Here is a 16,195-nt window from a genome sequence, read left to right on the forward strand (position 1 = left end):
CACAGAAGCAACATACGTTTTAGCTCCTTAAGTCGCAAAAACGGTGTAGCTCTAGCCAGGGCATCGCCTCGTGCCTGCAGAAAGCGAAGCTCCCTCACTTCCCAACGCGGAGTCGTTCTTCTGTCACAAAACTTACATGCACTTAAACGTCTATATAAGTATGTAATTGGCTATTTAGACACTCAGAGCAATGGGTAGACTGTAATTTTACGCTGCGAAAGTTGAGTTAAGTAAAAATAAGCTCGGTAATTGATCAATACAAATACTAAAAAGAATGCTAAAGACCGCGATACCTAAGCATAAAACAAACTTACTCCTCACTTCTCTTTTTTCGTAGTTTAGTCGCTTTCATTGGATAATCATAACTATAATACAACCAAACATGATTATGTTTATGGCAAGCAAAGTATAGAACAGGATTGGCGAAAATTTACTTAATGCGTCGATATTCATTAGCTTCACCTCTATTGGCTTTTAGCCAATTCCTCTCTTTAATAATTTTTCGGGTATCCAAAGATCCAGCACTAGTTTTGTCAATTAATGATTCTGCCAGCGGCATTTAAGTTTACAGTACCATCTATTGCAGCAAATTAATACATTTTTTAACATCTTTTCACACACAGAAAAAGATGTCACATAAATGTAACATCTTTTTGGCGCACCATTAATCATAATTATTCCAAATGCTAGGATCGCATTATCGTACTATCACAACAAGGTTATCTACAGATTAATGACTGCAAATTTTTATGAAAAAATCAAATAATCTACCTTTAATTACCGCTTTGTAAAACTAAACACCAAGGTTGGAATTGAGCTGAGAAGGATAATGCCAAGCCAATCTTTAAGCGATAATGATACGGTATAGAATAACGGTTGCAGTGGCGACCAATAAACAACGGCACATAATAACAGAACAGATGACAAGACGGCCATAATAAGATATTTATTACCAAATGGATGACGATCAAATATTGATCGTGGGTTACGACAATCAAAGACATGAATTAATTGCGCCATAACGAGCGTACCGAATGCAATGGTACGAGCATACTCAAGTGATTGCTGGCCATTTTGATAGGCGAACAGAAAGGCAACAAACGTGACCATTCCAATTAGTAAGCCCCTAGAAATAATCTTAAACCCTAGTCCTCTAGCAAATACCCCTTCTTTTACCGGTCTAGGGGGTTGCTCCATCAAGTCTTTTTCAGATTTATCTAAACCAAGCGCTAACGCTGGTAGACCGTCAGTGACGAGGTTAACCCAGAGTATTTGTACAGGTAACAAGGGTAAAGGTAGCGCAAAGACCATCGCAAACAGCATGACAAGTATTTCCCCTGTATTTGCACTTAACAGATAGCGAATAAATTTGCGAATATTTTCATAGATATTCCGTCCTTCTTCTACTGCGCCTACAATGGTACTGAAATTATCATCGAGCAAAATCAATTCAGATGCTTCCTTAGCCACATCCGTCCCTGTCACCCCCATGCTGATACCAATATCACTCACCTTTAATGCCGGTGCATCATTAATGCCATCCCCTGTCATCGCCACCACATGACCATTTTGTTGCAGTGCTTGAACAATACGGAGCTTGTCTTTAGGCGTAACGCGCGCGAATACGTAGGTTTCTTCGACTTGATTAATCAACTCTTCGTCAGATAAAACGGTTAGGTCGTGTCCAGTTAGTACTTTTCCTGATCGCGGCATCAGGTCAAGCTGTTGGGCAATTGCTCGCGCCGTGCTGGCATGATCGCCTGTAATCATGACCGTTTTGATACCTGCTTTCTTACATTGTTCAATTGCTTGTTTAGCCTCAGCCCGTGGCGGGTCCATAATACCGATTAAGCCAAGAAAGGTTAATCCACTTTCAAGTTCCTCATGATTGGCTGTAACACTGGCTCTGACAGGTTTGATACAAACAGCAATCGTTCGATAGGCTTGATTCGCCATCTTCTGAATCTGGTCTTCTATCCGCTTGCGTTGCACCTGATCAAAAGGTTGTGCCCGTCCACTCAATTCAATGCTACGAATGCGGTCGAGTAAAATATCTGGAGCACCCTTTACAATTGCAATATGCTGTTGATGCTCGTCCTGCATCACAACGGTCATCCGCTTACGATTTGAATCAAACGGCACTTCATAAATGCGCCGTAACCCATTTCGCTCTACCAGATTTTGATCAAACTTTGTTGCCGCCATCAAGATAGCGGCTTCGGTAGGGTCGCCATCAATGACATGTCCATCTGTACCTTCTTGCCAACGTGCATTGCTACACAACGTGCCATACGACAATAATTTAGCCAATCCATTAGGTAAGGCTGCTTTATTTTTATTCGTAAACTGTCCTGACACACTATACCCGCCACTCACATCGATTGACTGTTGATCAACATAGAGCTCAACAACCGTCATCTTATTCTCCGTCAACGTGCCAGTCTTATCTGAGCAAATAACCGTCGTACTACCGAGGGTTTCCACCGCACTTAGCTTGCGTACAATTGCCTTGCGCTTAATCATTCGCTGTACGCCAAGCGATAAAACGACTGTTACAATTGCAGGCAATCCTTCTGGGATAACAGCAACCGCTAATGAAATACCTGCAAGGAACATTTGATAAGGCGGATGGCCGCGCCATACACCAGCTAGTACAACAAGTGCGGTGAGCGCAATCGAAATGACAATTAACACCTTCCCAAGATGTTGCAGGCGTTTTTCTAGTGGTGTTTTTTGCGTTGGTGCTTTCACAATTAAGTCCGCTATCTGCCCGACCATTGTCTGCATTCCCGTTGCCACCACAACACCAACGCCATGTCCCGTCGATACAAGCGAGCCCATAAACGCCATATTATGTTGATCACCAAGACTCAGTTGATCCGCTTTGATCGCGTCACTTTTTTTCTCAACTGGTAACGATTCCCCTGTCAAAGCCGACTCTTCAACGGTAAGTTGAACACCTGACAAGATGCGGAGGTCAGCGACGATCCGATCACCACTTTTCACCTTCACAATATCGCCAACGACAACTTCTTGTGAGGGGATGTTTGTCCATTTACCATCTCTGAGGACATGTGCAATCGGTGTAGCCATTTCTCTTAGCTTAGCCAGTGATTTCTCCGCTTTACGTTCCTGAAAAAAACCAAGCAAGCTATTAATTAGCACAATAATGAGAATGACCACCGCATCAATAACCTCACCAAGATAAGCGGCGATGCATGTTGCCACAAGAAGAACCATCACCATAAAATCTTGGAATTGTTTGAAAAAGACAATGAGCCATCCTGATTGTTTTTGCTCTGTGAGCTGATTTTCACCGTATTTCTTCAACCTTTGCTGCGCGATAGTTTCAGAGAGGCCAGTTTGTGCATTGCTATTCGTTTGCTTTAATGTCTCTTGTGTCGTAAGTTCATACCAATTCATCTGCCATTCCCCCATTAGATTCACTCATTTGATTGATATGCATGTCCAAGTGAAATCATGCTATAATATTAAGAGATGAGGTGATTTAGAATGACTTTTGATGGTCTAGTAACACGCGCGATTGCAACTCAATTGCAGGAACAATTATATAGTGGACGTATTTTAAAACTTTATCAACCGACCCAAACTGAATTGGTTTTAACCATAAGGGCGTTTGGTAAGAATCACAGTCTACTACTCTCAGCACACCCAAGTTACGCACGTGTGCATCTAACAACTGATAGTTATAAAAACCCGACTACACCCCCAATGTTTTGTATGCTGCTACGCAAGCACTTAGTGGGTAGTTTTATTGAGTCGGTTAAACAATACGAAAACGAGCGTATTATTGAGCTCACAGTACGCGGTAAGAATGAGATTGGTGATGAAACAAGCAAGAAACTCATCATTGAGATTATGGGTAAGCACAGTAACGTCATTCTGGTTGATTACGATAAAGGACATATCCTAGATAGTCTCAAGCACTTGTCACCAAACCAGAACCGTCTACGGACGATTCTTCCTGGACAAATGTATACCTATCCGCAAAACCAAACCAAACATAATCCGTTCCGTTATCAAGATACATCGGCAATGGCTCCCCTCTTTTCAGAGCAGGAGTTGATAGAGACACAAGATCTGGTTACGACATTTATGGGAATCTCGCCATTAGTCGCCAATGAGATATGTGAACGGTCAGCTTCTCATCATATGCGAGCGGTTCTCGATTCTTTTGACAAGGTACTTGAAGATGTGCGAGAAATGAGGCTCGAGCCTACCATATACGCTGGAAAGAAAGAGCAATTCTATATCTTGCCGCTAACTACTGTGGGTGAACCAGTGGAACGTTTTACATCGATAAGTGAGATGCTTGATCATTTCTATTCAGATAAAGCCGAGCGTGATCGGGTCAAACAACAAGCCGGTGATCTTATTCGTCTCCTGACTAATGAGCGCGATAAAAATGTTCGAAAAATAAAGAAACAAGAACAAACATTGCAAAAAGCAGCGAAAGCGGATCGTTATCAGAAGAAAGGTGAGCTACTGACCGCGCACCTACATCTTGTCAAACAAGGCGACAAATCTGTTACTGTTGTCGATTATTACGATCCCGATCAAGCTGAACTCACGATTGACCTTGATCCACAAAAGTCACCAAGTGAGAACGCACAGAGCTATTTCAAGACGTATCAAAAACTAAAAACATCCAAGCAAAAGCTGACGATTGAAATTGAGAAGGCTAATCAGGAGATTGCCTACCTCGATCAATTGATCCAACAGGTTGAAGTCGCGCGCGATGAGGATATTGAGGAAATTCGCGAAGAGTTACGTGAAGAAGGTTACTTAAAGACCAAAACAAAAGATAAAAAGAAACCAAAAAAACCAACTAAACCTGAACCCGCTCAATACTGGGCCACAGATGGCACGTTAATTTTAGTTGGAAAAAACAATAAACAAAATGAATATTTGACGATGCGTTTAGCGGATCGTCGCGATATTTGGCTGCACACCAAAGATATTCCCGGCTCCCATGTCGTGATTCGCTCGAGTCAACCAAGTGAAGACACATTAGCTGAAGCCGCTCAATTGGCTGCGCTGTTTAGTAAAGCAAGCCAGTCTTCTTCTGTACCTGTTGACTATACAGAAATCAGACATGTCAAGAAACCAAATGGTGCCAAGCCTGGCTATGTGACCTATGACAGTCAGAAAACATTATTCGTTAAACCTGACCAGCGTTATATTAAAGAGCTTGTGAAAAAATCAAAAGAAATGACGTCCTGATGATAGGATGTCATTTCTTTTATTTAAACGCATTTAATTCAAAGATTGCATTCATGTTATTTAACCGTGCCTATTGGGACTCTTTCTTTCGTAAAAAGAAATAATTAAGTACAATTAAAATGCCTAGCTGAAGCAGACTCCTTTGAATAAAATGATTTTTTTCTAGACTTATGATATTTACAATCGGTTCTAAGCCAATATTTATAAAATGAAAACAAGCAATATCATAAATTATAATCACAAAAATGGCGAAAATGTATACACGACTAAATTGACCTGTTATCAATTGAAAGGTTAAGACAACTAAAAATATGATCAATGAACCCATTATAAAAGATACACAGTGGGTCAACACTACTCTGAAAAGTTGAGCATAATCTGAACGCTGATTAAAGTCAACTAAGCTAAGTGCGAAATAAACACTAATAAGTAAAAGGTAATGAACGGCTAATGCAACCACTGAATTAATCAATTGAATTACATACCATTTTAATCTTGATCCAACTCTTACAAGTACATCTTGTTTAAAATTCTTTTGGTGGAGTGGATGTATATTTACTCATTATGAAGGTATATATTTGTAAAAATAATGATTTCTTACCTACACAGATGAATTTACATAACTAATTTAGTATAATTATAGAAAAAATATCCAAAGGAGAAACAAATGATTTTTTTAGAAAAAGTAACCGACGATAATATAGACGAACTTATAGCACTAAAAGTTGCGGAAAATCAAATAAAATTCATAGCAACTACTAACCTAAGATGCCTAGCAGACGCATATGTTTTTAACCAAGATGGCATACCAACGACTACCTTTGCCATTTACGCTGATAAAATTGTGGTTGGTTTTGTGATGTATATTTATGATACGCTGGATCACGAATCATTTAGAAGCGAAATATTCTATGGGAAGAAGTGCTATTTCATTTGGCATTTCATGATCGACAAGAGATATCAAGGGCTAGGGTATGGTAATCTTTCTTTCAAAAAAATTCTGTTAAATATTGAAAATTGCTCAAATAGGGAAGCTGAATATGTCGCGCTCTTCTACGCTAAAAATAACAGTAAGGCTGAGCGACTGTGCACTTCATTCGGCTTCGATACTACAACAATTACTCAAGAAAATTCAAGGTTTGCAATAAAAAAATTAGATTGGAAATAATTTTAACTCAAGAGGATTTCTATAAAATCAGTCTCGCAAACTTGTAAAAGGGAGAATCATAAACAAGAGGCCAAGGAAGTACTGAAACAAAGCGTTTTAAAGATATGAAGTAATGGTATCACAAGGTTCAAAACGATATTAATAAAAAAGCTCCCTAGCATTTAATAGTCTAATAACCACTAAATAGCTAGGAAGCAAAAATTCAGATACTCTATCTTTCATCTATTGAACACACTAGATTCTGTGTTCAACTTATACCTATTGCAATCATTTCTCACCCTACCCCAATTGATCGCGCCATTCAATCAATTCTGTTCCTTCTGACTCGGTGATCTTTTGCTCACCAATCAAGTGGGCAACCAATTGATCGAAATTAGCTAATGTTTGATAAGGGACATGCTTGCTTTCAAAAGCTGCCTTCGCTTTTTTCAGTCCATAGCTAAAGATTGCAAGAACGTTGACAACTTTAGCGCCGGCTGCTTCAATCGCTTGAACAGTTTCTAAGACAGATCCACCTGTTGAGATTAAATCCTCAATCACGACAACTTTGTCACCAGGTTTGATAACTCCTTCTATTTGATTCCCTTTTCCGTGCGCTTTTGCTTTGGCGCGAACATAGGCCATCGGTAGATCGCGTGCATTTGCTAACCAAGCTGCATGTGGGATACCTGCTGTCGCACATCCTGCAATGACATCGATGTTCGCATCGGCTAGAACGTCTTGAAAGCCGTTTGTGATTAACTGACGAACATGTGGATAGGACATAGTTAAACGATTATCACAGTAAATCGGTGAATGAATACCTGATGTCCAGACGAACGAACGGTCCGTTTTAATCTGAACGGCTTTAATTTCATATAGTGAACGAACAATTTGCTTTGCTAAATTAGTCATGGTTCCACTCCTTAAGTGCATCTTGATACGCATTTCTTGGTTGCGCTGCTTTTGTGATACTTCTGCCAATTACAATTGCGTCAGCACCAAGTGACCGAGCGTGTGCTGGTGTTGCGACTCTTTTTTGGTCATCATGTGCCGATGTGTCCAGGCGAATACCTGGTGTCATGGTTAGAAAATCGTCCCCACAAGCGGCCTTTAGTTGACCAACTTCATGGGCAGAGCAAACAACACCATCTGCGCCACCTGATTGAGCAAGTTTAGATAACTGGACGACTGTGTCTTGTAAACCTGTCGTGATCGTTAGCTGATCAGATAAGCTTGATTCGTCCATCGTTGTTAAGATCGTCACAGCAAGTAATTTCGTTTCTCGCGACTGTTGTTCCACAAGTCCTTGCTTAGCGGCTTTAATCATCTCTCGACCACCAAATGCGTGGACATTGACATAATCCACATCTAACCTCGCAATCTGTTTCATTGCTTTATAGACGGTTGTCGGAATGTCATGTAACTTCAGATCAAGAAAGACATGCTGGCCTCGATCACGAAGGCGCTTAACCACGTTTACTCCTTCACGATAGAAGAGTTCCATGCCAACCTTAACAGGAATATCAGTTAATTGATTGACCGTTAGGAAACGATCTGCTTCCTCCCATGAATGAAAGTCTAGTGCTAGGTACATACCATTCGTCATCTGTTAATGCCCCTTTCCAATTGCTTGCTCCACTGAGTCAAAACCATAATGTGCTAATCGATCCGCTAGCTGATCAATTAATTCAGAACAGATAAATGGATTTTGAAAGTTTGCCGTACCAACAGCAACTGCACTTGCCCCTGCTAATAGAAATTCAATAACATCATCGACTGAGGTCACACCACCCATACCAATGATCGGAATACTAACAGCTTGATAGACCTGATAGATCATTCGAATCGCAATCGGCTTAATTGCTGGTCCTGATAATCCACCAACCTGATTTGCGAGTAGCGGTTGTTGTCTCTTTAAATCAATCTTCATACCAGTTAGCGTGTTAATCATTGATAACCCATCCGCTCCTGCCTGTTCAACAGCCTGAGCAATTTCAACAATATCGGTGACATTTGGTGATAACTTAACATAGACTGGTACATTGCTGACCGCTTTTACGCGTCTGGTCACCTCAGCTGCCAGTGCTGGCTGAGTACCGAATTGAACGCCGCCCTCTTTTACGTTGGGACAGGAAATATTTAATTCAATTGCGGCGATGTCATCACTTCCAGCCAAAGCAGTCGTCACATTTTCATATTCCTCAATCGTACTGCCAGCGACATTAGCGATGATTGGTAAATCAAATTGTGTAAGAAAAGGGATCTCCTGATTGATAATCGCATCTACCCCTGGGTTCTGTAAGCCAATCGCATTCAACATACCTGATTTCGTTTCAGCTACTCGTGGTGTCGCATTACCGAGTCGCTTATGTTCGGTTGCTGCTTTGATCATAATCGCGCCAAGTTTACTTAAATCATAAAATTGACTATACTCTTTACCAAAACTAAAGCACCCTGAAGCTGGCATAATCGGATTTTTCAATGATAGGCCTGGTAATTGGACCGCTAAACTCATAGCACCACCTCACTCGCTGAAAAAACTGGTCCATCTTGACAGATTTTAAAATGTGAAGACTGATCTTTGTTTGGAATGACACACGCGTAACAAGCTCCAATGCCGCACCCCATTCGTTCTTCTAGGGAAATATAACCCGGTTTGTCCGCAAGCTGATGTTGAATCGCTTTAAGCATCGGCGTTGGTCCACAACTGAAGTAGTAATCACAAGTGATATCTTCCTGATTAAGCACATCAGTCACGAAGCCCTTTGCGCCATAGCTTCCGTCGTTAGTCACGATATAGGTTGTTCCTAACTGTTCAAAAGCTTGTTGATAAAAGATATCATCTGCCGTTTGAAAACCTAATACCGCGGTTACGTTCACACCTTTGGCAACGAGTTGCTTCGCCAAATAGTGAAGTGGTGGAACACCAATTCCACCACCGACAAGAAGCGCGTGTGATAACTCAAGCTGTTCAATGGGATAGCCGTTACCACTTGGAATCAGTAAATCTAATTGATCAGTCGGTTTATAGGCAGCGAGTTGAGCTGTCCCTTCACCGAAAACTTTAAAAATGATCGTTAAGAGATTGTGAGCAGGCTGAACATCCGCGACTGAGATGGGCCGGCGCAACATGTGCTCCGTGCCTGATGAGACACGGACATGCACAAATTGACCGGGTTTAATTTGTTTAACAAGTGTCGACGGTAAAAGTAAGTCCATCTGGTAGGTTGCCTTAGCAATCTGCTGGATCTGGTGAACAGTCGCATAAGCTTGCTCCATTACCGAATAACCTCCTGATTCTCAACAATTGGATGAGCTGAAAATGTCGTCGAGTCAATTACATCTAAGATAGCCGTTGCCGTATCTAAGCTTGTTAGGCAGGCTATCCCATGCTCAACAGCCTCTCGTCTAATTCTAAAGCCATCGCTTCTTGGTTTCTTGCCAGAGGTCAGGGTGTTAACGACAAATTGAACTCGATTCTCTTCAATAATGGAGAGAACATTTTCTTGATCAGAACCAATTTTGTCAACTTCGGTAACAAGTACACCTTGCTCAGATAGAAATTGGGCTGTCCCTGAAGTAGCATAAATCTGAAAGCCTAACGCACTAAAGCGTCCAGCAATAATGGCTGCTTCTTCTTTATCCTTATCAGCAACAGTCATTAGCACAGATCCTTCAAACGGAATTGAGATACCAGAAGCTACTAATCCTTTAAAAAGTGCCTTTGCTAGCGTCTTATCTCTACCAATTGCTTCACCCGTCGATTTCATTTCTGGTCCGAGAATCGTGTCAACGCTTCTCAGCTTTTCAAATGAGAAGACAGGGACCTTGACTGATACATGGTCAGCTTCAGGCAGTAAACCACTTTCATAACCTTTGTCAGCAAGCTTCTCTCCTAAAATGGCCCGGGTCGCTAGATTTGCCATCGTTACACCTGTTATTTTGCTCAGAAATGGAATGGTTCGACTTGCTCTTGGATTGACCTCAAGCACATAGACATTGGCCTTGTGGACAACAAATTGGATATTAATCAATCCTTTAATGCCAAGTTTCTCAGCAATTTTAATCGTTGTGTCAATTAATTGTTGTTTTATTTCGGGCTTAATCCGTTGAGTTGGGTAAACGGCAATCGAGTCACCAGAGTGGACACCAGCACGCTCAATATGTTCCATAATTCCTGGAATAATTGTTGTCTCACCATCACTAATGGCATCAACCTCAACTTCAATACCTGTTAAATATTTATCAATTAGCACTGGATGCTTGCGCTTAATATGAACCGTCTTCTCTAAATAATGTTGAAGTTCTTCTTCTGTGTACACAATCTCCATTTGACTTCCACCAATAACATAGGAAGGGCGCACCAGTACAGGATATCCAATGCTTTGGGCAACATCTTTCGCCTGAGCTATTTCTCGCACACTCTTCCCCTTAGGTTGCGGTATACGTAATTGAGATAACAGTTGCTCAAACTTGTCGCGATCCTCAGCCCGATCAATTGCTTCTAGGGAGGTACCAAGAATCTTAACACCTCTGCGCTCCAGACCCTCTGCTAGATTAATCGCAGTTTGCCCACCAAATTGAACAATTACACCAATTGGTTTTTCCAAATTAACCACATGCATAACATCTTCTAGTGTCAGTGGTTCAAAATATAATTTATCTGACACACTAAAATCCGTCGAAACCGTTTCTGGATTGCTATTCATAATAATGGCCTCATAACCTAGCTCTTTTAATGCTAAAACAGAGTGCACTGTTGCATAATCAAACTCTATTCCCTGCCCAATTCGAATTGGGCCTGAACCAATTACGATCACTTTTTCTCGATCAGAAACGACCGATTCTTGCTCAGACTCATAGCTACTATAAAAATAAGGCGTCGCTGACTCAAATTCAGCTGCACAGGTATCAACCATCTTATAAACTGGCTGTACACCGTCCGCTAGACGAGTTTGATAGACTTCATCTTCTGATTGTCCAGTAATACGAGCGATTTGCACATCGGAAAAACCAATTTGCTTAGCACAAATGAGCTGCTCTCGATTAAGCCCAGTAACGGCAAGCTCCTGTTCAAAGGCAACAATCTTTGCTATTTTGGTTAAAAAGAAACGGTCAATCTTTGTCATTTGATGAAGTGTTTCAGCTTGATAACCTCTTCTTAATAATTCAGCAAGGACGAAAATCCGTTGATCATCGGCTTTTACTACCTTTTCCTCTAGGTCGTGATTTGATAATGGAATGAGCTCACTTAGATAAAAATCATCAGCATTAAAGTCCAGTGAACGAATACCTTTTAAGAATGCTTCCTCAAAATTTCGGCCAATCGCCATGACTTCTCCAGTTGCCTTCATCTGTGTTCCTAATGTCCTATTTCCAGAAGTAAATTTATCAAATGGAAAGCGCGGAAACTTGGTCACTACATAGTCAAGCGCTGGCTCAAAGGCAGCATAGGTTGTTAACGTTACCGGGTTTTTAATTTCATCTAAAGTTAAACCAATTGCAATTTTGGCTGCTATTTTAGCAATCGGATAGCCAGTCGCTTTTGAAGCAAGAGCTGATGAGCGACTCACCCTTGGATTGACTTCAATAATATAGTAATTGAAGCTGTCTGGATCTAATGCTAATTGCACGTTACAGCCACCTTCAATTTTTAAGGCGCGAATAATTTTTAATGAAGCATTCCTTAGTAATTGATATTCACGATCGCTAAGTGTTTGCGATGGTGCTACCACAATTGAATCACCTGTGTGAATCCCAACCGGATCAATATTTTCCATGTTACAGACTACGATTGCTTGGTCGTTGTGGTCACGCATAACTTCATACTCGATCTCTTTAAAGCCAGCAATATTACGTTCAATTAAGCATTGACCTACTGGTGAAAGATTCAATCCGTTTCGGGTAATTTCCCGTAATTCAAGCTCGTCATAACACATACCGCCACCTGTCCCACCTAAGGTGTAGGCTGGGCGGACAATGAGCGGAAAGCCAATTACATGAGAGAATTGGACAGCCTGATCAACAGTGGTCACAATTTCACTTTCTGGTACCGGCTCGGCTAATTGATGCATAAGCTGGCGAAACTTTTCCCGATCCTCGGCAAGTTGAATCGCTTCAAGGCTAGTACCGAGCATTTCTGTTGGATATTGATCCAACACACCACTCTCCTGCAGTGCTACCGCAAGGTTTAAACCTGTCTGTCCGCCTAAAGTTGGTAAAATCGCATCTGGCCGTTCCGAGCGAATGATCTTTGATAAAAACTCGACTGTTAATGGTTCCATATAAACGGTATCGGCAATGGTAGGGTCAGTCATAATCGTAGCTGGATTAGAGTTTGCTAGAATAACGGTGTAGCCCTCTTCTTTTAATGCTTGGCATGCTTGTGTTCCAGAATAATCAAACTCAGCAGCTTGACCAATAATAATTGGACCTGAGCCAATGACCAGTATTTTATTAATATCTTTACGCTTAGGCATCAAATAACCCCCTTGTCCTGTTGTTTAAACTGATTAATTTCTTCAATAAATTGGTCAAAGAGATAGCTGGTATCCTCTGGCCCGGGTGAGCTTTCTGGATGATACTGAACAGAAAAGGCAGGATAGTATTGGTGTGCAATTCCTTCCACCGTATCATCGTTAATCGCATAATGGGTTAAAGCTAGATCAGTTCCCTGTAACGAAGCCGTAGTAACTGCATAGCCATGATTTTGAGAAGTTAAATACGTTTTATTTATCGTTAAATCCTTGACTGGATGATTAGCGCCTCTATGACCGAACTTCATTTTTTCTGTATTAGCACCACAGGCTAGTGCAAGCAATTGATGACCAAGACAAATGCCAAATATCGGCACTCGACCTAATAAGCCTTTGATCATCGTGATCGCGTCGGGAACGTCCTTAGGATCGCCAGGCCCATTTGTTAACATAATACCATCTGGCTTTAATGCTAAAATGTCCTGCGCTGAATAGTTGTATGGGACAACTGTCACATGGCAGTTTCTTTTTGTTAAGTCTCTAAGAATACCATGCTTCATCCCAAAATCAACAAGTACAATTCGATAGCCTCGGCCTGGAACGACATAAGGATTCTTTGTAGAAACACGTTTTACTTGATCGGTCATCAGTTGCTCCCAAACCACAGCTGGCTTGGATAACTCCTGAGCTGCCTCAGTGATTAGTGCGCGCATTGTTCCATGGCGGCGAATAATTTTAGTTAGCATTCGTGTATCAATACCTGAAATAGCCGGGATGCCTTTAGAAGCAAGATATGTATCTAAAGATTGCTCTGATCTAAAATTTGATGGTGCATCACACACCTCTTTGACAATTAAGCCATGAATGGAAGGGTCAATCGATTCAAAGTCATCACGATTAATCCCATAGTTACCAATTAGTGGATAAGTCATTGTGACCATTTGTCCACAATATGACGGATCAGAAAGTATTTCTTGATAGCCCGTCATTCCGGTATTAAATACAATTTCACCTTGTAACGCTTTTAAATCACCAAATGCTTGTCCTTCAAATATTGTGCCGTCCTCTAGTATCAATTGTCTTCTCATCTTGTTACGCCTCCTTGTATGCAATTTGCCCTGATGCTATTGTTAAAACAGGCTTTCCGATAACTTCCCATTGATTAAATGGAGTATTTTTTCCCTTTGAGTAAAAATCGTTTGGGTCAATTGTCCATTGCTTGTCTAGATCGATTAACACGAGGTCTGCAACTGCACCAATTTTAATTGCCCCTTTGTTTAAAGCAAATACCTCAGCCGGCTTTGTTGTCAACCAGTTAATGAGTTCAGCTAAGCTACACTTGTTCCGTTTAACCAAATGCGTGTAGAGAAGCGCAAAGGACGTTTCTAAACCTACAATTCCAAATGGCGCTTCTGTAATAGGCAGCGCCTTTTCAGTAGCAGTGTGAGGGGCATGATCAGTTGCAATAAAGTCAATTGTCCCATCCTGTAAACCTGTCCAGAGCGCTTCCTGATCCGCAACTGAACGTAATGGTGGATTCATCTTAAAATTGGGATCAGCTGTTTTAATATCTGCTTCGTTAAGAAGCAAATGGTGTGGGCTTACTTCGGCTGTTACGTGAATCCCTGCTTTCTTAGCATCACGAATGACCCGAACCGATTCCTTGGTGCTAACATGACAAACATGATAGTGACAACCCGTCTCCTCAGCAAGCAGAACATCACGAGCAATTTGCGTAGCCTCACAAATTGATGGGATACCGTTAATGCCAAGGCGTTCACTGACCTCACCTTGATGCACACTTCCGCCATTTATCAACGAATTGTCCTCGCAATGTGCCACAATTGGCATATTAATTGCACGAGCTTGTTTCATTGCCTCATGCATATCACCCGCTTGTTGAATTCCTACACCATCATCAGTAAAAGCAAAGGCACCTGCATTTTTCAACTGCGAAAAATCAACTAATTCATTACCCTTCAACCCTTTAGTAATAGCAGCGTATGGCAGCACTTCTATTAAGGCATCATGCTTAATTGCTTGTTGCACCAGTGCCATGCTGTGTTGGTCGTCTGGGACTGGATTCGTATTAGGCATTGAACAAATTGTCGTATAACCACCATGTGCTGCCGCTAGCGTCCCAGTCTTAATTGTTTCCTTTTGTTCCCCGCCAGGTTCTCGTAAATGAACATGGACATCAATAAACCCTGGTGCAATTAGTTTATACTTTGCATCAATAACGGTATCACCTTGCTCAGCTTCAATTTGCTGTGCTACTTTAGCGATATAACCATCAATAACCTTTATGTCAATTGTTTCACCATTAAATTCCGTTAACGTGTGCGTACAGTTTTTCAGTAATAGTGTCACTGTAATCAGTCTCCTCTGCTAATAAATTATTTAGAACCGCCATTCTTGCATAGACGCCATATTCCATTTGCTTGAAGATTCTAGAACGTGGACATTCGACGAGTGAATCCGCAATCTCAACATCTCGATTCACCGGGGCCGGATGCATAATAATGGCGTCTTGTTTCATTCTCTGCTCTCTAGCCTCTGTTAAGCCATATTGATCCAAATAAGACTCAACCGCAAAACTATCTTTTTCTTGATGCCGTTCTAATTGAATACGCAGAAGCATAACAACGTCACATTGTTCAATTGCTTGATCTAGATCGACATAAGGAAATGGTAACGATGAATCCTGCCACTGCGCCTTTGCACTAAACATAACATTAGCACCTAAGGTTTTTAATGCATATGCATTTGAGCGAGCCACGCGGCTGTGGATGATATCGCCAACGATCAGAATATTTAAGCCAGTTAATCGGCCGAATTCTCGATAGATGGTATAGAGATCGAGCAACGATTGTGTTGGATGCTCACCTTTGCCATCACCAGCATTAATTACTGGAACATCAAGCTGTGTTGCCAAGGACTGCACAATGTTTTGCTCAGGATGACGTATGACTAACGCCTCTGCCCCAATTGCAGCCAAGGTCTTAGCTGTATCAGATACTGTTTCACCTTTTTGCACACTTGATTGGTCAACGTGGAAATCAAGTACTTCTAGCCCCATCTTTTTCTCCGCAACCTCAAAGCTCATTTTCGTTCTTGTGCTTGGTTCATAAAATAGATTTGCAACAAAACGTTTCCTGTCTTTTGATAAATTTACCGACTGGCCATTAAAGAATTGATCAACTTCTTTAATTAATGCAAGTAATTCAAAATCCTTAAATGATTTCATCGAGACAAAGTTTTTCATTCTGTCACCTCATTATTTTTTATAAAAAGGACTAGCTATAAAAGTGAGCTAGTCCTTGTC

Annotated in this window: 11 protein-coding genes; 2 read left to right on the plus strand and 9 right to left on the minus strand. The window is 41.2% G+C overall.

Annotated features, from left to right (window positions below; genetic code table 11):
* Window positions 1–777: 777 nt before the first annotated feature.
* Window positions 778–3,423, minus strand: a complete 2,646-nt coding sequence (locus BM000_RS02370; protein WP_091494418.1) for a cation-translocating P-type ATPase — start codon at window positions 3,421–3,423, stop codon at window positions 778–780.
* Between the two features lie 90 nt (window positions 3,424–3,513).
* On the opposite strand from BM000_RS02370, the gene BM000_RS02375 reads away from it, so the two are divergent.
* On the plus strand, window positions 3,514–5,244 hold the full coding sequence (locus tag BM000_RS02375; RefSeq protein ID WP_091494420.1) for an Rqc2 family fibronectin-binding protein: 1,731 nt from the start codon (window positions 3,514–3,516) through the stop codon (window positions 5,242–5,244).
* Between the two features lie 667 nt (window positions 5,245–5,911).
* Window positions 5,912–6,412, plus strand: coding sequence for a GNAT family N-acetyltransferase (locus BM000_RS02385; protein WP_091494424.1), 501 nt, complete (start codon window positions 5,912–5,914; stop codon window positions 6,410–6,412).
* Between the two features lie 279 nt (window positions 6,413–6,691).
* Here BM000_RS02385 and pyrE read toward each other — a convergent pair whose 3' ends face one another.
* From pyrE to BM000_RS02425, 8 genes are read right to left on the minus strand one after another with little or no spacing between them, the layout of a single operon-like run.
* Window positions 6,692–7,306: an orotate phosphoribosyltransferase gene (gene pyrE / locus BM000_RS02390; RefSeq protein ID WP_091494426.1), complete on the minus strand. Its 615-nt coding sequence runs from the start codon at window positions 7,304–7,306 to the stop codon at window positions 6,692–6,694.
* Complete coding sequence (gene pyrF, locus BM000_RS02395) at window positions 7,299–8,000, minus strand: orotidine-5'-phosphate decarboxylase (protein WP_091494428.1); 702 nt, start codon at window positions 7,998–8,000, stop codon at window positions 7,299–7,301. The genes pyrE and pyrF overlap by 8 nt, the downstream gene beginning before the upstream one ends.
* A 3-nt stretch (window positions 8,001–8,003) precedes the next feature.
* Window positions 8,004–8,909 (minus strand): dihydroorotate dehydrogenase, encoded by a 906-nt coding sequence (locus BM000_RS02400; protein ID WP_091494430.1) that lies wholly within the window; start codon window positions 8,907–8,909, stop codon window positions 8,004–8,006.
* On the minus strand, window positions 8,906–9,673 hold the full coding sequence (locus BM000_RS02405; RefSeq protein WP_091494432.1) for a dihydroorotate dehydrogenase electron transfer subunit: 768 nt from the start codon (window positions 9,671–9,673) through the stop codon (window positions 8,906–8,908). Before BM000_RS02405 ends, BM000_RS02400 begins: the two co-directional genes overlap by 4 nt.
* Window positions 9,673–12,873 (minus strand): carbamoyl-phosphate synthase large subunit, encoded by a 3,201-nt coding sequence (gene carB / locus BM000_RS02410; RefSeq protein ID WP_091494434.1) that lies wholly within the window; start codon window positions 12,871–12,873, stop codon window positions 9,673–9,675. The genes BM000_RS02405 and carB overlap by 1 nt, the downstream gene beginning before the upstream one ends.
* Window positions 12,873–13,958, minus strand: coding sequence for a carbamoyl phosphate synthase small subunit (locus BM000_RS02415; RefSeq protein ID WP_091494436.1), 1,086 nt, complete (start codon window positions 13,956–13,958; stop codon window positions 12,873–12,875). Before BM000_RS02415 ends, carB begins: the two co-directional genes overlap by 1 nt.
* A gap of 4 nt (window positions 13,959–13,962) precedes the next feature.
* Window positions 13,963–15,240 carry a dihydroorotase gene (locus BM000_RS02420; RefSeq protein WP_091494438.1) on the minus strand — a complete coding sequence of 426 codons (1,278 nt, stop codon included), beginning with the start codon at window positions 15,238–15,240 and terminating at the stop codon, window positions 13,963–13,965.
* Window positions 15,194–16,135, minus strand: coding sequence for an aspartate carbamoyltransferase catalytic subunit (locus tag BM000_RS02425; protein WP_091494440.1), 942 nt, complete (start codon window positions 16,133–16,135; stop codon window positions 15,194–15,196). Before BM000_RS02425 ends, BM000_RS02420 begins: the two co-directional genes overlap by 47 nt.
* Window positions 16,136–16,195 lie beyond the last annotated feature (60 nt).

Source organism: Amphibacillus marinus (assembly GCF_900110345.1).
GTDB lineage: Bacteria > Bacillota > Bacilli > Bacillales > Amphibacillaceae > Amphibacillus_D > Amphibacillus_D marinus.